This is a genomic window from Brevibacterium sp., assembly GCF_052105255.1.
Classification (GTDB): domain Bacteria; phylum Actinomycetota; class Actinomycetes; order Actinomycetales; family Brevibacteriaceae; genus Brevibacterium; species Brevibacterium linens_B.
Window position 1 is genome coordinate 1 of the sequence record NZ_JBQDYQ010000017.1, and the last position, 19,956, is coordinate 19,956.

The 19,956-nt window shown below is 64.9% G+C and carries 14 protein-coding genes; 5 read left to right on the forward strand and 9 right to left on the reverse strand.

Features of this window, described 5'->3' with window-relative positions; genetic code table 11:
• The 6 genes from ACTIIH_RS06850 to ACTIIH_RS06875 form a co-directional block, all read right to left on the reverse strand.
• Positions 1 to 355: transposase family protein (locus tag ACTIIH_RS06850; protein WP_441451224.1), on the reverse strand; the 355-nt coding region annotated here is incomplete at its 3' end.
• Positions 356 to 444: 89 nt separating this feature from the next.
• A complete protein-coding gene (locus ACTIIH_RS06855; protein WP_101593261.1) occupies positions 445 to 837 on the reverse strand; it encodes an ATP-binding cassette domain-containing protein in 393 nt (130 codons plus the stop codon).
• Entirely contained in the window at positions 837 to 1,520 is a 684-nt protein-coding gene (locus ACTIIH_RS06860; protein ID WP_308297795.1) for an ABC transporter ATP-binding protein, read from the reverse strand. The genes ACTIIH_RS06855 and ACTIIH_RS06860 overlap by 1 nt, the downstream gene beginning before the upstream one ends.
• A gap of 85 nt (positions 1,521 to 1,605) precedes the next feature.
• The gene (locus tag ACTIIH_RS06865) at positions 1,606 to 2,712 is read right to left on the reverse strand and encodes a branched-chain amino acid ABC transporter permease (protein ID WP_257943946.1); all 1,107 of its coding nucleotides are present in this window, start codon (positions 2,710 to 2,712) and stop codon (positions 1,606 to 1,608) included.
• Between the two features lie 5 nt (positions 2,713 to 2,717).
• The gene (locus ACTIIH_RS06870; protein WP_101593264.1) at positions 2,718 to 3,584 is read right to left on the reverse strand and encodes a branched-chain amino acid ABC transporter permease; all 867 of its coding nucleotides are present in this window, start codon (positions 3,582 to 3,584) and stop codon (positions 2,718 to 2,720) included.
• Positions 3,585 to 3,671: 87 nt separating this feature from the next.
• Positions 3,672 to 4,889, reverse strand: coding sequence for an ABC transporter substrate-binding protein (locus ACTIIH_RS06875; protein ID WP_101593266.1), 1,218 nt, complete (start codon positions 4,887 to 4,889; stop codon positions 3,672 to 3,674).
• Positions 4,890 to 5,336: 447 nt separating this feature from the next.
• Between ACTIIH_RS06875 and ACTIIH_RS06880 the strand changes: the two genes are divergently transcribed.
• Both ACTIIH_RS06880 and ACTIIH_RS06885 read left to right on the forward strand, forming a co-directional pair.
• Positions 5,337 to 6,080, forward strand: a complete 744-nt coding sequence (locus ACTIIH_RS06880; protein WP_101553332.1) for an SDR family oxidoreductase — start codon at positions 5,337 to 5,339, stop codon at positions 6,078 to 6,080.
• A gap of 51 nt (positions 6,081 to 6,131) precedes the next feature.
• Positions 6,132 to 7,466 carry an acetyl-CoA C-acyltransferase gene (locus tag ACTIIH_RS06885; RefSeq protein ID WP_441451225.1) on the forward strand — a complete coding sequence of 445 codons (1,335 nt, stop codon included), beginning with the start codon at positions 6,132 to 6,134 and terminating at the stop codon, positions 7,464 to 7,466.
• 65 nt (positions 7,467 to 7,531) lie between these two features.
• Here ACTIIH_RS06885 and ACTIIH_RS06890 read toward each other — a convergent pair whose 3' ends face one another.
• Positions 7,532 to 10,465 carry a hypothetical protein gene (locus tag ACTIIH_RS06890; protein ID WP_441451226.1) on the reverse strand — a complete coding sequence of 978 codons (2,934 nt, stop codon included), beginning with the start codon at positions 10,463 to 10,465 and terminating at the stop codon, positions 7,532 to 7,534.
• A gap of 368 nt (positions 10,466 to 10,833) precedes the next feature.
• Here ACTIIH_RS06890 and ACTIIH_RS06895 point away from each other — a divergent pair, with 368 nt between their 5' ends.
• The gene (locus ACTIIH_RS06895) at positions 10,834 to 12,150 is read left to right on the forward strand and encodes an MATE family efflux transporter (RefSeq protein WP_441451227.1); all 1,317 of its coding nucleotides are present in this window, start codon (positions 10,834 to 10,836) and stop codon (positions 12,148 to 12,150) included.
• Positions 12,147 to 13,007 (forward strand): GNAT family N-acetyltransferase, encoded by an 861-nt coding sequence (locus tag ACTIIH_RS06900; RefSeq protein WP_441451228.1) that lies wholly within the window; start codon positions 12,147 to 12,149, stop codon positions 13,005 to 13,007. Before ACTIIH_RS06895 ends, ACTIIH_RS06900 begins: the two co-directional genes overlap by 4 nt.
• 45 nt (positions 13,008 to 13,052) lie before the next feature.
• Here ACTIIH_RS06900 and ACTIIH_RS06905 read toward each other — a convergent pair whose 3' ends face one another.
• A complete protein-coding gene (locus tag ACTIIH_RS06905) occupies positions 13,053 to 14,507 on the reverse strand; it encodes a M1 family metallopeptidase (protein WP_441451229.1) in 1,455 nt (484 codons plus the stop codon).
• Complete coding sequence (locus ACTIIH_RS06910; protein ID WP_441451230.1) at positions 14,500 to 18,438, reverse strand: Pls/PosA family non-ribosomal peptide synthetase; 3,939 nt, start codon at positions 18,436 to 18,438, stop codon at positions 14,500 to 14,502. Before ACTIIH_RS06910 ends, ACTIIH_RS06905 begins: the two co-directional genes overlap by 8 nt.
• Before the next feature lie 257 nt (positions 18,439 to 18,695).
• Between ACTIIH_RS06910 and ACTIIH_RS06915 the strand changes: the two genes are divergently transcribed.
• Positions 18,696 to 19,910, forward strand: coding sequence for an amidohydrolase family protein (locus ACTIIH_RS06915; protein ID WP_441451231.1), 1,215 nt, complete (start codon positions 18,696 to 18,698; stop codon positions 19,908 to 19,910).
• Positions 19,911 to 19,956: the final 46 nt, after the last annotated feature.

Below are 19,956 nucleotides of genomic sequence, written 5' to 3' on the forward strand. Positions count from 1 at the left end.
CGAGGGCACGCAGCGCCCAGTCGAGGCCGGTTCGCGAGATCTTCGCTCGTGGTGGTGCCGCGGCTGTGGCGTCTTGGCGCCAGACGCGGCCACACTCGATGCATTTGTAACGGCGGAGGCGAAGATGAAGCGTAGTTGGTCGGTGGCCGAAAGGTTCGTGGGCCAGCTGGCGGACGACGGTGTCGCGAATGATCCCGTGGCCACCGCACCGACGGCACCAGTCATCAGCAGTGTTGGGCCGGCATTCCAGGATGGCCTTGTGCCCGGTGATGTGCTGGCCGATGCAGGCGAGGTCGAGGGTGTCGAGTCGGCAGAATGTCGTGAGGTCAGGGGTCGAGAAAGTAGGCTTGGCCACGTCGAGGTCTTTCGGATGGATTGTGTGAGAACTTCCATCATCGGAAGACCTCGACGTCTATCCGCGCAGCGACTCGCCGTGTCCTGGAATCACCGATCTACACTCTCAATTACGAAGAGCCACATATCGAGCACGTCAGAGTAGATCTCTTCGGTTCGAGAACCGTTCCGGTGAGGATATGACCCCAGACGCAGATTCTTCTCCACCGACATCTTCCCGAACAGGTGACGGCTCTCGGGGCAGTGCGCGATACCGGCCTTGACGATGGCATTCGCGCGTGCTCGATGCAGCGGCCGTCCCTCATAGGTGATCGAACCGGTACGGACCCGCATCAGTCCGCTGATGGTCTTGAAGAGAGTCGTCTTGCCTGATCCGTTCGCGCCGAGGACCACGGTGAGCTCTCCGGGCCGCGCAGTGATGCTCACGCCGTGGAGCACATCGGCGGCATCGTATCCGGTGCTGACATTGTCGAGAGTGAGCATCAGTCCTCCTCCTGTGCTGTCGAACCGAGATAGGCACGGATGACATCCGGATTCGACTGGATCTCCGCCGGTGCACCGAGCGCCAGCTTCTGCCCGTGATCGAGGACGAGGATCGTGTCCGCGAGGTCCATGATCATCGTCATCTTGTGTTCGACGAGCAGGACGGAGACCCCTCGCTGCGGCAGGGAGCGGATGAGGTTGCCGAAGTCGACGGTCTCCTCTTCGGGGATGCCGCCGGCCGGTTCGTCGAGCAGCAGCAGCTCAGGCTCCGTGGCCAGGGCCATGGCCACTGCGGTGCGCTTCTGCACCTCCTGCGGAACATTGGACGCCAGATCGTGCCGATAGTCCGCGACTCCGCAGAACTCGAGAGCTTCCATCGCCTTGTCCTCGTTGATCCGTGATTCACGACGGTGGCGAGGAGTGTGGAAGACAGCGTCGAAGACAGTGGACTTCGAACGGACGATCCGACCGGCCAGGACGTTCTCCAACAGGGTGCTGTCGTCGAACAGATTCGTCGTCTGGAATGTGCGCGCGATACCGCCGGACACCGTACGGTGCGGGGACGAATGAGTGATGTCGTCACCCTTGAAAGTGATGGTCCCCGCGGTGGGTCGATAGAAGCCATGGACGAGGTTGAACAGCGTCGACTTGCCTGCTCCGTTGGGACCGATGACAGCGGTGATCTGGCCGCCTCGACGTCCAGGTCGACGTCCTTGACCGCATCGAGTCCGCCGAAGCGCTTACCGAGGTCTCGTATTTCCAGCATTGTCATTTCGTCTCCTCGGACGACGGGGTGCTTCCGGTCCGGCCGACACTCGAGTCGACTCCGTCGGCGACGTTCCGTGCGCGGTGGTCGCCCGTTTCGCCGGAGGTCGAAGCATCTGTCGATTCATGATCATCATCGGCACCGCGGGCAGATTCGGCCCTGCGCCGTCGATTGCGTCTGTCGACGATACCGCCGAGGTAACCGACGATTCCCCGCGGTGCGAAGATCACGAGGGCGACGATGATGGGGCCCAGAACGATGAATCGATACGCCTGGAAGTCCTGGAACAGTTCGAACAGGAATGTCACGATCATGCTCCCGAGCAGGGGACCTGCGACAGTGCCCATTCCTCCGACGAGGATGAACATGAGGAATTCGAAGGTCTTGTCGATCGTCGCCGAATCGGGTCCGATGAAGCCGACCACGGATGCGTAGAGACCTCCGCCCATCCCTCCGAAGACAGCGGATGCCGCGAAGGCGAGCTGTTTGCTGAAGCCGACACGCACACCGATCGCATCCGCGAGATCTTCACTCGTTCTGATGGTCAGCAGCGTGCGGCCCACGCTCGAGCGCCGAATCGCGTACGTCGTGTAGACACAGACGAGCAGAACGGCGAAGACGAGGTAGAACATCGCAGTGGGCGATTCGAAGTCGATGAGTCCTCCGCCTTCGGGGAACTTCACATTGTTGACTCCGGAATGTGCATGAGTGACGGACTCCCAGCGGCTGATGACGAGGAAGATGATGAAGCCGATGGCCATGGTGAAGATGGCGAAGTATTCGTCCTTGGTCCGCAGCGCAATCAGCCCGCAGAGGTAACCGATGACCGCGGTGCCGATCACGGACACGCAGAAGGCAGCCCAGAAGGACCAATCGTAGTCGGTGGTGAGCAGCCCCACCCCGTAGGCGCCGATGCCGGAGAATCCGCCTTGAGCCAGATTCAGCTGACCGGTGAAGCCGAGGATGATGTTGAGACCATAGACGGCGATCGCCGCACACATGCCTACGGTGATCACCCGCATCGTGTAGTTCTCCTGCCCGAACGCCAGGGGCGTGAGGCCGAGCAGGATGATGACGGCGATGGTGCCGATGATTCGAGGATTCTTCATGGAGTTCATCGCTGCACCGCCTTCGTGAACAGTCCGTTGGGCTTGATGGCCAGCACCGCCACGAGAACGACGAATGCCACGGCCTCGCCGACCGCTGAGGAGATGTAGGTCGCTGTCATCGTCTCGGCGATCGCGAGTGCGAATCCGCCGACGATGGCCCCCGGAAGAGATCCGAGCCCGCCGAGGATGATTATGGCGAACACCTTGAGGTTGAGTGCGTCTCCCATCGTCGGTGACAGAAGATTGATCGGTGCGACGAGTCCCGCCGCGATGGTCGCGAGCACGGCGGACAGACCCAACGTCAGCATCGCGACCATCGACGGGTTGATGCCGACGAGCGATGCACCGACGCGATCCTGTTCGATCGCTTCGATCGTCTGACCGTGGATGGATCGTTTGATGAACCACGCCAGCAGCGCCAGCACGATCACAGCGGTGACGATGATGACGATGCGCTGCGCAGAGATCTCGGCGCCGAGTATTCGCAGCTCGCCGGTGATCGGAGTGTCCATGCGGCGGAAGTCGGCGCCCCAGATCGCTTGAGCCAGAGCCTGGAAGAAGAACATCGCACCGACTGCCGCAATCATGTGGTGAGTGTGCGGGGAGTTGCGCAAGGGGTGGAACACGAGACGTTCGAGCCCGACGCCGACGACGAAGAGCACGATCGCCGCGATGCCGATCGCCGCGATATAGGGAACACCGACAGTTGTGAGGAAGAAGTAGGTGATGTAGGCGCCGAGCATATACAGCGCACCGTGAGCCAGGTTGGGAATGCGCAGCACTCCGAACACCAAGGTCAGACCGATCGCGGCCAGGCAGTAGACGCCGCCCAGCGCAAGGCCGTTGAAGAGCTGTTGGATGAAGAGGGTCATGGTGAATCGGGTCCTCTGCAGGCATGAGTGCGGCCCGGGTGAGGCGCACGGACGCGCCTCACCCCTGGGAGATGCCGCTGACGGAGATTACTTGTCGTCGGATGCCTGTTCGATCGGCACCTTCGTGTATTCGCCGTCCTCATCGAGGAAAGTTGCCTCCAGGTCGGGGTTGAGGAGGTGCCCCTGCTCCGTGATCTCATCGGGGAAGCCATTGACTTTGTATTTGTCATCGACCTCCGGCAGTGCTTCACCGATGGCTTCCCTGATCTTCTCGGGGTCGTCCGTCGTTCCCGCAACCTCCATCGCCTTGGCGATGATCGCTATTCCTTGGTAGTTCAGTGCCGTTTCGCTGGTCGGGACCTTCTTCTCACCGGCCTTCTCGGCGAACTTCTTCAGGAAGTCTTCGGTGCCCGGATCCTGATATTCGGAGACGGGCAGAACTCCGACCGAGTTCTTGAGATTGTCGAGCTCCGTCACCGTCGCCATCTCATCCAGTTTCGCCTGGTCCATGACGAGGAAGCTGCCTTCGAAGCCCTGCTTGCGAGCTTCCTCCATGATCAGAGCGGTCGGTTGGGATGGTCCGCCGACGAAGATCGCGTCGGGCTTCTCGGCCAGGGCTTTCGAGACGGGCCCCGCGAAATCGGACACGGTGGCATAGTCGATGCTGTTGTCTCCGCCGACCTTTCCGCCGGCGTCGCTCCACGCGCCTGTGATCGACTTGGACCACTGCTGCCCGTACTCACTCTGAGTTCCGAGCAGAGCGAGCTTCTTGCCTCCGTGTTCCATGGCGGTTTCGGAGAACTCCGTCGCGTAGGATTCGAAATTCGGGGGAATCATCATCGTCAGAGGATTGTCCGCCTGCACGATCGCCGGATCCGAGGTGTACGCGGAGATGAGGAAGCTCGATCTGCCGCTGTTGATCTGCTGAATCGCCTTGATCGCTCCGGCATTCGGGGAGACGACCACCGGGGCCTTGTCCTGGTCGGCCAGTCGTTGAGCATTGCTGGCGGCAGTCGACGGTGCGTATTTGTCGTCGAGGGACTTCAGCTCCAGAGTCACGGGTTCGCCATCGACCTCGACACCGTCCGCATTGAGATCGGCGATGGCCATTTCGAGGCCGATCTTCACGTTCTCACCGTACGCGGCGCCTCCTCCGCTGAGGGGTCCGGTGTAGCCGATGACGACTGAGTCGCCCTCACCCGAGCCACTACCACCGCCGCCGCACGCGGTGGCGGTCAAGGCGATGGCACCCATGATTGCGGCTGCCGATAGTCTGCGGCGGCGACTTCGCGAGACAGAGTTCATCTTTTCTCCTTTGAAAAGCTCTTGGAACACGTTTGCTCCACACGTTTCCCGAGCCGTCGTCAGTGACCGTGCTCGGAGTCGTCGTCAATCCGTAGTGGACTTCGACTGATGTGAACACTTCCAAATCACTCTGGTGAAGTCAGTGGTTTTGAGCTAGATTTTTGAACGTTCGATAATCTTCGGGATCGGATGTGGCCCGGAGGGCATAAGACGAGGTCGGGCGACATGTGCGCAGAAACGTCGGGAGATGTTTCGGGTCGCTGACGCGTTCGAGGCGGCTCTCTGTCTGAAAGGTGAGCAAACAATCGTTCAGTGGCGGATCTGGTCTACAGTGGGCATAACTGCATGCGAGATCTGTGTCACATCAGGTCCGATGCGGACGCGAACCGCAGTTGATGACTCGGTTCCCCTCGGCAATGACGCAACATCATCTTTAGGAGCGTGTTCATGACTCGTACTGCAATCGTCACCGGTGGAGGCCGCGGCATCGGAGCCGCCATCGCCAAGCGGCTCGGAGCCGACGGACTCAAGGTCGCCGTCCTCGATATGGGTCCGACCGACGATACCGTCGCCGCCATCAAGGGCGCCGGCGGCGAAGCTCTCGGACTCGAGGCCGACGTCTCCGACGAGAACTCGGTCGATGCCGCGGTCAAGCAGGTCGCCGAGACCCTCGGTGCGCCGACCGTTCTGGTCAACAACGCCGGTATTCTGCGCGACAACCTCCTGTTCAAGATGACGTACGAGGAGTTCAACAAGGTCCTCTCCGTCCATCTCGGCGGAGCTTTCCTCATGGCGCGGGCCGTCCAGTCCTACATGGTCGACGAGAAGTTCGGCCGCATCATTTCGATGTCGTCGACCTCGGCGCAGGGCAATCGCGGACAGACGAACTACTCCGCCGCCAAGGCCGGTATCCAGGGCATCACGAAGACCTGGGCGATCGAGCTCGGCAAGTTCGGCATCACCGCGAACGCCATTGCCCCCGGCTTCATCGAAACCGACATGACCAAGGCCACTGCCGAGCGCGTGGGGATGGGGTTCGACGACTTCGTCGAAGCTTCGGTCAAGCAGATCCCCGTGGCTCGGTCCGGAAAGCCCGAGGATATCGCTCACACGGCATCGTTCCTCGCCTCCGAAGGCGCCGGTTTCGTCTCCGGTCAGGTCATCTACGTTGCCGGCGGTCCGAAGGACTGATCGCCGCCGTCCTCGCGACGGGTTCACAAACATCTTCGAAAGGTGAGAACTATGAGAGAAGCAGTCATTGTGTCGACGGCCCGCACGCCGATCGGCAAGGCCTACCGTGGTGCCTTCAATGACACCCAGGCTCAGGAGCTGGCCGGCCACGCGATCAAACACGCCGTGGAACGGGCCGGCCTCGAAGGAGGCGAGGTCGAAGACGTCGTCTTCGGCGCCGCTCTGCAACAGGGCAGCCAAGGTACGAATGTCGCTCGGCAGGCGGCACTGCGTGCGGGACTTCCTGTCACGGTTCCCGGAATGTCGATCGACCGGCAGTGCTCATCCGGGCTGATGGGCATCACGACCGCGGCGAAGCAGGTCCTCTTCGACGGCCAGGAGATCGCCGTCGGCGGTGGCGTGGAGTCGGTGTCGCTGGTCCAGAACGACAAGATGAACACGTTCCGGGCCAAGGATCCGTGGCTCGAAGAGCGCATCCCGGGCATCTACTACCCGATGCTGGCCACGGCCGAGGTCGTGGCCGAACGCTACGGCGTCAGCAGAGAAGCTCAGGACGAGTATTCCCTGTCCTCGCAGCAGCGCACCGCCGCCGCTCAGGAAGCCGGTCGGTTCGACGACGAGATCGTGCCCCTGCCGACGACGAAGGTCGTCGTCGACAAGGAGACGAAGGAGACCTCGCGTCAGGATGTGCTGCTCGAAGCCGACGAGGGCAATCGGCCGTCGACGACGCTCGACAGCCTCGCCGGACTCAACCCGGTTCTCGAGCCCGGTGTGGCGTCGAAGGTTCCGAGCATCACCGCCGGCAACGCCTCTCAGCTCTCTGACGGAGCCTCCGCTTCGGTGGTCATGTCGAGCGAAGAAGCCAGCCGTCGCGGGCTCGAACCGTTGGGCATCTATCGCGGCATGGCCGTGGCCGGCTGCGAACCGGACGAGATGGGCATCGGTCCTGTGTTCGCCATTCCGAAGCTGCTGAAGACCCATGGTCTGTCGATCGATGACATCGGGCTGTGGGAGCTCAACGAGGCGTTCGCTGTTCAGGCGCTGTACTGCCGCGACCGGCTCGGCATCGACCCGGAGAAATACAACGTCGACGGCGGCGGCATCTCTGTGGGACACCCCTACGGAATGACCGGTGCCCGGCTTGTCGGGCACGCCCTCATCGAGGGACGTCGCCGCGGAGTGAAGTACGTCGTCGTCACGATGTGCATCGGCGGGGGACAGGGAGCTGCCGGACTGTTCGAAGTCTGCAGAGGCATTCCCTCGGCAGCTGCGCAAGAGCGAAGGGCCGACGATATTCGAGTCGATTCTGACCCGATGTCGTCGGCCCTTTCTGCGTCGACGAGCGGTGTGGATGCCGACTTCTCGCCGGTGGTGTGCCGACAGTGAGCCGTCAGCGGTGATGAAGTCGTCGTAGTCGGACGTCAACGGAGGCTCGTTGCGCAGTACACCTTTCAGAATGGTGGAGGTTCGCCGGAGTCCCAGAACCAATCGCGCAGCTCCGGGCCGTCTTCATCGCCCGGCAGGGCGCCGGACGTTTCGCCGATTCTGCTCGGCGCAGACACCGGTGTGAATGCGCAGAGATCCCCGGCAACGAGTTCCCTCCAGCCGGGGGTGCCTTCGGTTGCCGCTGGTTCAGGGCATTCCCGCGCCCGTTTCCGATCGCCGGGAGCCGGGTGCTTCGCATCTGCACCGCCGCTCTGGGCCGTCGACGGCTCGGTGCCAGATCCCCGCTCAGAGTCAGATCCCCGGTCGGTGCCAGATCCCCGCTCAATGTCAGAGTCACGCTCGGCGCCAGATTCACTTTCGGGCGTTGGCGCATGGTCGTGGGCAGATGGATCCTCTGTGCTCGACTGCTCCACTGTGACTGCTCGGCACTGTCGTGCGAGGCCACTGCCGAATCGTTCGAGGAACAGTCGGGCATGCTCGACGCTGATGGGGTTGTCCGGTGAGACGACCTCCACGGTGAGACCTTTGCGGAAGACATACTCCAAGTGGCCGGGTTCGGTCATCCGCACGTCGAAATTGCCGTTGGTCTTCTGCTGGTGGTGCGCCTTGCAGAGACAGTGGAGGTTGCCGAACCGAGTGAGTCCGCCCTGGGTAGGGTCGGAGTGATTGAACGGGTCAATGTGATCGACCTCTGTCACCTCAGCTGGTTGAGTGCAGCCGGGGAATGTGCACGTCGCGAACTGAGCCACAAGTGTCTTGCGCACGCTGTTGGGAATCGCGTAGGACGTTGCCTTCGCGTCGACAGGTGTCCCGGTCGCCGGGTCGGTGAGCAGCCTGGTCCATGTGGTGGAGTAGCCGGCGACCCGTCGTGCCATGTCGGCAGGGATCGGCGACCCGTTTGGAAGCATACCCGCCAGATCGCACACCTCACTTGAGGTCAGCGGTACGTCAGGGCCTGTGGGCTCTGCTCTTGGGGTGATCGGGGGTGTTGGTGACTCGGTGGGAAGCGGCGGATCTGAGGCTTCCCCGGTCAGTGGTGGTGCACCTGGGGGATCGCTGCTCGGCGGCGGTGCACCCGGGGGATCCGTGGGCGACAGCGGAGGACTGCCGTCTTCCGACTGGAATTGGCTGAGCAGCGTCAGCAGAGGAACGGTGATGAATGTGCTCGCCTGATTCGCCAGCCAATACTCACTGGTCGGCATATCCAGGAGGAATTCGAAGCTGATGCGGCGCTCGCCGGCATCGAGGATGGGATTGCCGAATGCGTCGACAGCGCCTGCTGATGCCGACTCGGAGCCCTCGGCGGCGGGGCGAGCTCCACTGGCACGCGAGCCGATGAGAGTCGAGAGTGATTCGGCCGCGTCAGGATCGGTCGTGCTGTTGCTGCTGAGGACGGCTTCGAGCAGCTGGGACTCGAACGTGCGTCCTGCCGGAGTGATCGGCGCATTGGGGCGGGATTCGCTCTGTGCTGAGGCTCCCGAATCGGCCGACGCGGCTTGCGTCGGTGCCTCGTAACCGTTCTTGTCCATGTCGTCGAATACCCGCTCGATGTAGTCGAGCAGGGCCTCGCCTTCGTGCATCGGGGTGCCGTCGGGGCCGGCGAAGAGGCCGTCGAGAGAGAAATCGGAACTCGTCGACGAGCCGTCTGCGTCATTGGTGCTGATGATGCGCAGCTTCAGCTGAGGACGCGTGCGCGTGAGGATGTCGAACATCAGGGCAGAGATCGACCGTTCCTCATCGAAGCAGTCGCCTGCCTTGAGCTGGCTCGTGAACGCACTCGTATTGTTCTTATGCACTGCCCGGCAGAAGGTATCGAGCCTCCTGAAGCAGGCCTGAAGTTCTGGGGCGGGACCGGTCAGCGTGAGGTAGGCAGTTCCGTCGTCGCCGGTGCTGAAGTCGACCCGACGCCGCAGCGATACGCTCTTCACCGTATCCTCGGCCGGCTGAAGCGCGGCGATCTTCAGCGCGACCGAACGTTTGAACGTCTCGATCGTGATGTCGGCGCGCCTGTGAGCCAGATAGTCGTCGAGCGCAGGCAGATGCTCGAAGTGCAGGTCTCGGCACGCGCGGGTCACACAATCGACATGCTCGATCGTGAAGTCTCCATCCAGACAGCGTTTGAGGAACCGCGGAAGCCCGTGCGCCAGCGTCATCGACGACGTCATGTGCTGGAGCGATCTGCTCGTGGTCGCACCGAGCAGGGTCGAGTACACGCCCGCCTCAGTCGGCTCGATATTGCTGCGCAGCCATGCGAAGAAAGTCATTTCCGGGTCAAAGCCTGGAAAGTCAGGCAGCAGAGCAGGATCGGACAGGAACTCCTCGGCCAACTTCCGGACTCGACGGAGACGGCGACCGGCGGCACGGTCCTTCTTCGGCCCAGCGCTGATGCCGATCTTCGTACCCGATTCGGCTTCGACCTGAGCCACAGCTCGTGTCCACGCCAGATTCTCTCGGTTGGTCCAGGTCCTGCGCGTGGAGAAGAGGTCGTCGGAAGGGAGGTCGACTGCGCAGATCTTCTGGTCGATGGCATCGCAGTCGCGGCTTCGGTGCGAGCCGACGGCACCGTCGGCTGCTTGGGTCTGAGCCTTCTTCTCGCCGAGGCCGGCAAGTGTTCTGCCGGTTTCAGCCGAGGAGTGACGGGTACAGGTCTCGGTGAATGATGCGAATTCATAGACTGCGTCGGGATGGCATCCCAGGAGCCCGAGAGCATAGGCAACATCCTGTGCAACGGCACGACTGGTGGCGACCATGGAGTTGATCTGCGCGAGGCTGCTCTGCGTATAGGCATCCAGCAGGTCGACGAGGTCACTGTCTTCGGCCTCTTCCATGCGACGCCCGTGCGCACGACGGAACTGGGACAGGGTCCGCCTGTCTGCCTCTGCTGAGGGAGCGGCAGGCAGGAGCGACGTCCGTCCGTCGTTGTCTCCGATGTTCTTCATCGGTGTCTCACCTCTCCACGCCTCTGTGGAAGTCACTCGTCGGGAAATCGCCTATCTCAATTATATGATCTGCAGGCATATATTAATGTCACAATACGATTACAAATAGAACAAAAGACGATTATTGATCGATCATGACTTATTCATTCTCATCCTCGGCGATGATGCTCTGTTTGTCCTCCGAATCTACAGTTCGGCACTGACACGACAGTGCGATCGAGGTGAGCCCGCCTTCCCGCAGGGGCGCTCCTCGGCACTCGGGCCCGCCTTCGCACAGGGGCGGTCCTCGGAACCAGTCGGCCCACGTTCGCGCCGGGGCGATCCTCGGCACTCGGGCCCAGCGAGACCGGTTCGCTAGAATCGGGGACGTGGCAGCGATCGACAAAGACATTCTCCGTTTGGCTCTTCCCGCACTCGGAGCCCTGATCGCCGAACCCATCTTCCTGCTCACGGACACGGCCATGGTCGGCCACCTCGGTGCCGGTGCATTGGGATCGCTGGCGATCGCCTCCACAATCCTGCAGACGGTGCTCGGTCTGATGATCTTCCTCGCCTATGCCACCACACCGCGTGTGGCCAAACGGATGGGATCGGGGGACCGACCGGGCGCGATCACGGCCGGGTTCGACGGAATCTGGCTGGCACTGGGCACGTCCATCCTGCTCATCATCGTCGGGCTGCCCCTGCTGAAAACTGCGATCGAGGCGTTCGACCCGGATCCGGCGATCACGGAGGGCGCACACTCCTACCTGGCGATCTCGTGGTGGGGGCTGCCATTCATGCTCATGGTCATCGCGGCCACCGGACTGCTGCGCGGACTCCAAGACACGAAGACCCCGCTGGTCGTCGCCGCTGCCGGGTGCATCGCCAATATCGGCCTCAACGCCTTCTTCATCTACGGGGTCGGTATGGGGGTCGCGGGATCGGCGATGGGCACGGTTCTTGCGCAGGCCGGAATGTGCGCGGTCTACCTCGCCATCTCCGTCCGCGCGGCCCGCCGCCTCCACGCCGGCATCCGCCCCGACTGGACCGGCGTGTTCACTTCGGCGAAGACGTCCGGGTGGCTGCTGGTGCGCAATGCCTCGCTGCGTGCCGCACTCATCCTGCTCGTCTTCCTGGCCACGGCGATGGGCACGACGGACCTCGCCGCGATCCAGGTCGCTCAGAGCATCTTCTTCGCGCTTGCGCTCGCCCTCGACTCGTTGGCCATCGCCGGCCAGGCGATGATCGGCCTCGAGCTGGGCGCGAAGAACACCGAGGCGGTCGCCGCGATCAACCGCCGCCTGTGCCTGTGGGGGATCGTCTTCGGCATCGTCGTCGGCGTCGTCCTGTTCGCCGGCTCCGGAGTCATCCCCCGTGCCTTCGCCTCCGACCCCGCCGTGGTGTCGGCGCTGGCCGCCCTCCTGCCGGTCCTGGCACTGAGCATGCCGATCGCGGGCTTTGTCTTCGTCCTCGACGGCGTGCTGATGGGAGCCGAAGACGCGAGATACCTGGCTCTGGCACAATTGGTCGCTGTGATCGGATACGCGATTCTGCTCATTCCGATCATCAGCATCTGGCCGGGAGCACCCGGGCTCTGGGCCGGATTCTGCATCGGATTCGTCGGTTTCCGCGCCCTGACCCTGGGCTGGCGAGTACGCAACCGGGCGTGGATCGATCGCGCCGTCGAGAAAGGAATCTCATGAACGCTGCCCACACTGACGCTCATGATTCGCCGAACACCTCCGCCGAGGCGGCCGGCGCCTTGCTGCGCGGACGGATCCGTCCGCTTCCCGCCGAGACCGATGACGAGACCTTCCTGCCGTTCCTCGATCTGTGCTTCAACTGGTCGATGGACAGACCCCGGATCGAGCTCGAGGACCTCCGATACCGCAGCGATGCCGTCTTCTACTACCGCGGCTGGGGACGCGAGGGAGATATCGCCGTCGCCGCGCACGCCGAAGCCGATGCGCAGTCGCCGATCGTCGGACTTGCGTGGGTGCGTCTGGCCGATATCGACGACGTCGTCGGCAAAGCCGATGAGCGGGTGGGCGGAGACTTCGCCTCTGCCCTGGACAAGACCGGCACCGAGGTGGTCCGCAGCGAGGTCGTGCCCGACGGTGGTGCCGGGGCGACGGCTGAGGGCCAGCGCGATCCAGAGGCCCAGAACGATGCGGAGGCCGGGGCCGGCCCCGAACCCGGTCAGGGCGGTCAGGCCGACGACTCAACTGCCGAGCCGACTGGCTCCGAGCCGGCAGCCGCCGATTTGACGCCGTCGGATGAACAGGCGCCGTCGGATGAACAGACGCCGTTCACCGGCTACGGCTGGGTGGCGGCGGACATCCCCGAACTCTCGATGGCAGTGCTGCCCGACCACCAGGGGCAGGGCATCGGCGGAGCCCTCCTCGACACGGTCTGCGCGCTGGCCCGGATAAGCGGCTTCCCTGCGGTGAGTCTGTCCGTCGAAGACGGCAATGGGGCGGCGAAGCTCTACGCCGACCACGGATTCGAGCCCGTCGGACGCAACGGGGACTCGGACGTGCTCGTCCGCAAGCTCGGCTGAGGCGCAGTCGGCCCCTGACCTTTCTACGGAAGCTCCGGAACCCCTCTACGGAAGCTCGGGAAGTTCGAGCTCCTCGAGCCAAGGACGGACCACCTCAGCGATGTCACGCTCTGTCGACTCGGAGAAGCAGCGGATGAACTCCTCGGTGCTCACCGACGAATGACGGTACCGCTTCGTCCACTCGCCGACGGCGGCGAAGAAGTCCGCATCGCCGAGCTCGCGGCGCAGAGCGTGCAGGCACAGGGCGCCGCGCTTGTACACGCGGTCGTCGAACATGTCCGGCCCGCCCGGGTCGCCGAGCAGAATATCCTGCGGCTGAGCGGACAGCTCCTCCCACCACTGCCTGGCACGTTCATCGGCACTCGCCCGCCCGGACTCCTCCGACCACAGCCATTCCGCGTAGCAGGCGAAGCCCTCGTTGAGCCAGATGTCGCGCCAGCGTGACGGGGTGAGCGAGTTTCCGAACCACTGGTGCGCCATCTCGTGGGCGACGAGGCGCTCGGCCTCCCACTCGGGACCCAGATGATTGGGCCCGAGCACTGACAGGGGCTGCGACTCGAGCGGAATCTCGAGCACGTCATCGGTCACGACCACGTCGTAGACGTCGAACGGGTAGGGGCCGAAGCGTTCGATGAACAGGTTCATCATTCCGTGCTGGACACCGAGGCGCTCGATCGCCACATCCCAATGATCGTCGGCGTAGACGCCGAGGGGAACGGGGGACTCGGTCCGGCTGTGAGTCGTGCGCCTGCCCGAGGAATCGTGAACGGACACGTCCTTGCCGACAGCACCGGCGACTCCTCGGGCGGCGCTCGACAGGGCATCGCCGGCCGATCCCGCGACGGCGTCCTTCGCAGCGCCGAGGATTGCGGCGCCGACCCCGGTGGCTCCGGAGCTCAGCGGGATCTGCCCGTACCTGTACCGGCCGATCTGCACCGTCGCCAGGTAGGTCGCCAGGGGAGTCGTCGACTCATACGTCCACCGCGTCCGCCCGGCCTTGCGGGTCTTCTTCGTCAGGGACCCATTGGACACCACCGTGTACTCGGACTCGACGAGCACCGAGATGCGGTACTGGGATTTGTTCGAAGGATGGTCATTGCACGGGAACCATGTCGATGCGCCGACGGGCTGTCCGGCCACGAGCACTCCGTCTTCGAGCTCCTCCCAGCCGATGTCACCCCAGGTGCCGATCGCCGGTTCCGGATTGCCCGTATAGCTGATGTCGATGACCACCGGCTGGTCGCTGCCCAGCGCAGGGGTCGTCAACCGCAGCTTCTTCCCGCGGGCGGAGAAGCGGACCTTCTTGCCGTTGACGCTGGCCTTCGTCACCCGCAGCCCCGTGAGGTCGAGAACGATCGATGAGGTGTCCGTGAGCACCCGGCCCTTGAGCACCGCCCGGGCGGAGAGCCGATTCGGGCCGATGCGGTAGTCGAGGTCGAGATCGTAGTGGTCGATGCGAAGGTCAGCGTTGCCGACGCCCTGGGTATAGGAATCAAGCATGCGATCGGCCTGTCTCTTCGAGTGAGGGAAGTTCTGGGGCATCCACCCAGGGTATGACAGGATTGCCGCTGAAGTAGGCATGCGCCGGCACGAACTCACCGCGCATGACCAGAGACGTCGCTCCCACCGTGGCGTTCTCACCGAGCGTGGATGCCGGGAGGATGACGCTGTTGGGTCCCAAGGTGGCGCCGGGATCGAACTGCACGGCATCGAGGCTCATCACCCGATCATGGAACAGGTGAGTCTGGACCACACAGCCGCGGTTGACCGTCGAGTTGTCCCCGAGTTCGACGAGGTCGGCCTCCGGCAGCCAGTAGCTCTCACACCACACGCCGTGCCCGATGCTGGCGCCCATCGCCCGCAGGTACCACACGATCGCCGGCGTGCCCACGGCGTTCCTGGTGAACCAGGGGGCGGCCACGAGTTCGACGAAGCAGTCGGCGACCTCGTTGCGCCAGATGAATGACGACCACAGCGGATGCTCCCCGGGGCGGATGGGGCCGACGAGGATCCACTTCGCCGCCACGGCCAGTCCCGCCGCCACAGCACCTGCGGCCATCATCACGATGCCCGAGGTGAGCAGGGCCAGCAGCACCGAGGCGAGGAACGTCGTCGACTCTGCAGCCACCCCGCCCGACAGTCCCAGGAAGAACCAGATGGTGAGGACGACTCCGGTGATGAGCAGACCGCCGGCGATGATCGATGAGATCCGCAGCGTCTCCCAGAAGGCACGTGCGGCCCTGACCCCGAAGGTCGGGGCATAGGTGAGCGACTCGTCGGACTCCACGGCCGCGCGGCGCAGCTGCACCGGGGGAGAACCGAGCCACGACGACCCCTTCTTCGCCTTCGCCGGCGCTGCCGAGAGCACCGCGACGAGGGAGTTCTTCGGCACCCTGCGGCCGGGGGAGGCGATCCCCGAGTTGCCGAGGAAGGCGCGTTTACCGACCTTCGCCCGCCCGGCCCGCATCCAGCCGTGGCCGAGTTCGTAGCTGGCGACCATGGTGTCATCGGCGAGGAAGGCGCCGGCGGCGATCGTCGTCATCTTCGGAACGAAGACGACCGTCGAGATCTCCGTGCCCGGCCCGACCTTCGCACCGAGGAGGCGCAGCCACCACGGGGTGAGCATCGACGCGTAGAGGGGGAACAGCAGGTCCCGGGCCATGTCGAGCAGACGCTCGGTCGCCCACACCCGATAACCTCTGGCCGAACGGACGGGGAACTCGCCCTCGTCCATGCCGATCGCCAGAATCCGCACCGCGATGAGGACCAACAGGGCCGTGGTGACGAACCACAGGCACGCGACCACGGGCGACCATGCCGCCAACAGCCAGGGAGACTCGACGACCTCGATCCCGGAGACCCCGAGCATGAGGGCGATGCCCGGCACCACCGCCAGGTACGGCAGGAGCGCATTGATCTGGGAACCGACGGCATAGAACAGGAACGGCAGCCGTCGCCTCGGCGGGGGAGCCGGCCAGGACTTCTTCGCCTTCCCGACGCGCACCGCCGGTGAACCCGAGTAGATCTGGTTCTTCCGCACCCGCCCGGTCACCGCCGATCCGGCTTCGACGAGGGCCCCGACCCCCACCTCGGCGCCGGGCATGAGCGTCGACCGGGCACCGATCGTGGCATTGCGACTGATGTCGATGCGTCCGATGCGCAGCAGATCCCCGTCGACCCACCAGCCCTTGAGATCGACCTCGGGTTCGATCGCCGCACCCTCGCCGAGGGTGAGGAGACCGGTCACCGGCGGCACCGAATGCAGATCGGCATCGGGCCCGATCCGGTTGCCCAGCAGCTTCGCGTACCAGGTCACCCAGGGAGCGCTCGCCACCGAGACCGCCGCGGCGAGATCCGCGATGTGTTCGGCCAGCCACAGCCGCTTGTGCACCCAGCCCGAGCGCGGATAGACCCCGGGCCGGATCCCGATCATGAGCAGCCGTGCCGCTCCTGCCGAGATGAGCATCCGCCCCCATGCGGTGACGAAGACGAGGAAGAGGACGGCGACGACCGGCCACGGAGTCAGCGGCAGATCCGCGCCCAGACTCACGCCGAGGTTCGCCGCCACCATCGCCAGCACCACCCACCGGACCCCTCCGAGGATGTGCACCGGAATCCCGAGCAGCACCTGGAAGGCCTGCATCCCTCGCGAGGTCCGGGTGATCGTGCGCTTGGGTCCCGTCGGTCCGGTCCCGGATCCTTCCTCGCCGAGGCAGAGCCGTGCCAGGGCGCCGAAGCGCGGATGGGCGTAGATATCGCCGACGGTGACGCTGGGATGGCGGGTGCGCAGACGGGACACGAGCTGTGCCGCACCCAGGGAGCCGCCGCCGGCCGTGAAGAAGTCCGTATCGCTGCCCGGACGGGCGCCGAGGACCGCGGCCCACTGCTGCCCCACCCACTCCGTGTCGTGGTCGAAGACCTCATCGGATCCGGCCGCCTCGGTGCCGGCGTCGAGCGGCCAGGGCAGGGCATTGCGGTCGACCTTGCCGGAGGTCTTCGTGGGCAGGTCCGCGACGAGAGCCAGACGGGGAACGAGCGCGGCAGGCAGTTCGTCGCGCAGCCGCGCCTCCCAATCGGGAAGGTCGGCCTCGCCCGCACCGGCACCGGGGGCGAGATAGCCGATGAGGACGTCCGTGCCGGCCGCGGTCTTCTTCACCGCGGCCGCGGCACCTTCGACACCGGGCAGGGCCTGCAGGGCGGCATCGATCTCGCCGAGTTCGATGCGCCTGCCGCCGAGCTTGATCTGCTCATCGGCACGGCCGACGAAGATGAGCCCGGCCGGATCGTTGACGACGAGGTCGCCGGACCGGTACGCCCGGTCCCAGCCGAGGCTTGGCATGGGGGCGAACTTCTCGGCGTCCTTCGCCGGATCGAGGTAGCGGGCCAGTCCGACCCCGCCGATGATGAGTTCGCCGGTCTCGCCTGCGGCGACGGGTACTCCCGCGGCATCGAGGACGGCGAGGTCCCAGCCCTTGAGGGGCAGGCCGATGCGCACCGGCTCGGACCCGTCGAGCATGGCCGCACAGGCGACGACGGTCGCCTCGGTGGGGCCATAGGTGTTCCACACCTCGCGGTCGTCGTCGCGCAGCCGGCGGCCGAGCTCGGGCGGGCAGGCCTCTCCGCCGAAGATGAGGAGGCGGACGTTGTCGAGACTCTCTGCCGGCCACAGTGCGGCCAGGGTCGGCACGGTCGAGACGACGGTGATCTGCCGCGATGACAGCCACGGACCCAGATCCATCCCGGACTTCACCAGTGCACGCGGGGCCGGGACCAAGCACGCGCCGTGCCTCCACGCCAGCCACATCTCCTCACAGCTGGCGTCGAAGGCCACGGACAGTCCGGCCAGCACGCGATCGCCGGATCCCAGCGGCTCCTCGACACAGAACAGGGCCGCCTCCGCGTCGACGAAGGCCGCCGCCGAACGGTGAGTGACGGCAACGCCCTTCGGGGTGCCCGTCGATCCGGAGGTGAAGATCACCCAGCAGTCGTCATCGGGAGTGGGCGACCGCAGCTCCGAGCGATCGAGGGGCCCGCGGTCGGTGCGGGATTCGATGTGTGGTCCGGCGGTGATCACCCCGGTCACGGCCGCCTCGGCGAAGACGGTGCGCGCACGTTCATCCGGGTCGTCGACATCGACGGGAACGTAGGCCGCGCCGAGCATGAGCGTGGACAGGATCGCCAGGTACAGGTCCACCGATCCCGAGGGGACACGGATGCCGACCTTGTCCCCGGGCCCGATTCCGGCAGCGGCCATCTCCAGGGCGAGATCGCGGATCGCGGTGATGAGCTCAGAGTAGCTGAGCACCCGAGCGCCGTCGTCGAGGGCAGGCTGATCGGGATGAGCAGCGGCCGACTCGAGGAGGACGTCGATGAGGGTGCGGTCCTCACGGGGACGTACGGGGGATCGGAACTGCGGTGCGTATTCTCTCACGTGTCTTCCGGGTCGATCGGGAGCTGACTGGTGCCGGGGCGACCGGCACCGCCGGTGAACGTAGCCGACGAAGGTGTCGCGGACGTGAACTCGGGTCGGGACGCCTCATGTGCGCGTTCCGGGTCCACGGCCCCATCGTATCGTCAGCGCTGTCCTGATCAGCGCGCGGATCGTCACGGCGGGGGCGTCCGTGATAGATGTGAGTAGACGACCGTCCACGGTCGACCAGCTGACTTTCAATGATGAGGAGCACGCCCATGGTCACAGTACTCACCCACGCCACAGTCTTCGACGGAACCCGCTTCCTGCCCGGCACCCGGGACGTCGTCGTCGACGGAGGTCGAATCGCCGCGGTGACCGAAGGAGGGCAGGGCTCGCACAACGCCGGAGACAACCACATCGACTGCACGGGACAGACGATCATTCCCGGAGTCATCGACTGCCACGTCCACCTCACGAGCTCCGGCGCGGCAGCCACCTCGAACTTCCACGATCCGTTCTCGCTGCAGTTCTATAACTCGGTGAAGAATATGGAAGCCACCCTCAAGGGCGGAGTGACGACCGTGCGCGACGCCGGCGGCACCGACCTCGGCGCGAAAGTCGCCGTCGAGACCGGTGTGGTGCGCGGTCCGCGACTGACGATCGCCGTGAACATCATGTCCCAGACCGGCGGGCACGGGGACTTCCACCTCGTCTCCGGAGCCGAATCCCCGTTCCTGGCCCCGCACCCGGGCCGGCCGTCGGGAGTCGCCGACGGACTCGAAGAGGTGCAGAAGAAGGCCCGGGAGCTGCTGCGGGCCGGGGCCGACCACATCAAGATCTGTTCGACCGGGGGAGTGCTGTCCCCGCGGGACGACCCGCGGCACTCGCAGTTCACAGAAGCCGAGATCTCCGTCATCGTCGCCGAGGCGGCCGCCCAAGGTGCCCATGTCATGTCCCATGCCCAGGGCGCACCGGGAATCAAGAACGCCGTGCGCGCCGGGGTGCGGTCGATCGAACACGGCATCTACCTCGACGACGAAGCCATCGACCTCATGCGTGAGCACGGCACCTACCTCGTCCCGACCCTGCAGGCTCCGCAGGCCGTCATCAAGGCCGCCGATGCCGGGGCCGGTCTGCCCGCCTCCGTCGTGGACAAGGCCCGGCGCGTCGTCGACGCCCACCAGGAGTCGATCGCCCGGGCCCACGAGGCGGGAGTCCCGATCGCCCTGGGCACCGATGCCGGAGTCGGCCCACACGGGCAGAACCTCGAAGAGATCAGCCTGCTGGCCGAGGTGGGACTGTCCACAACGGAGGCGCTCGCCGCCGGAACTTCCGTGGCCGCCCGGCTGCTCGATGACGATCGGGTTGGGCGGATCAGCGAGGGCGGGCTGGCCGACCTCGTCGTCGTGGACGTTGACCTGCGCACAGCCGACGTCCGCGGAATCGAGGACCGGGTCAACTCCGTCTACCTCGACGGTGCGCTCGTCTGAGCGGTTGACCGACGAGCCACGCCGCCGAGCCACGCCGCCGAGGAAC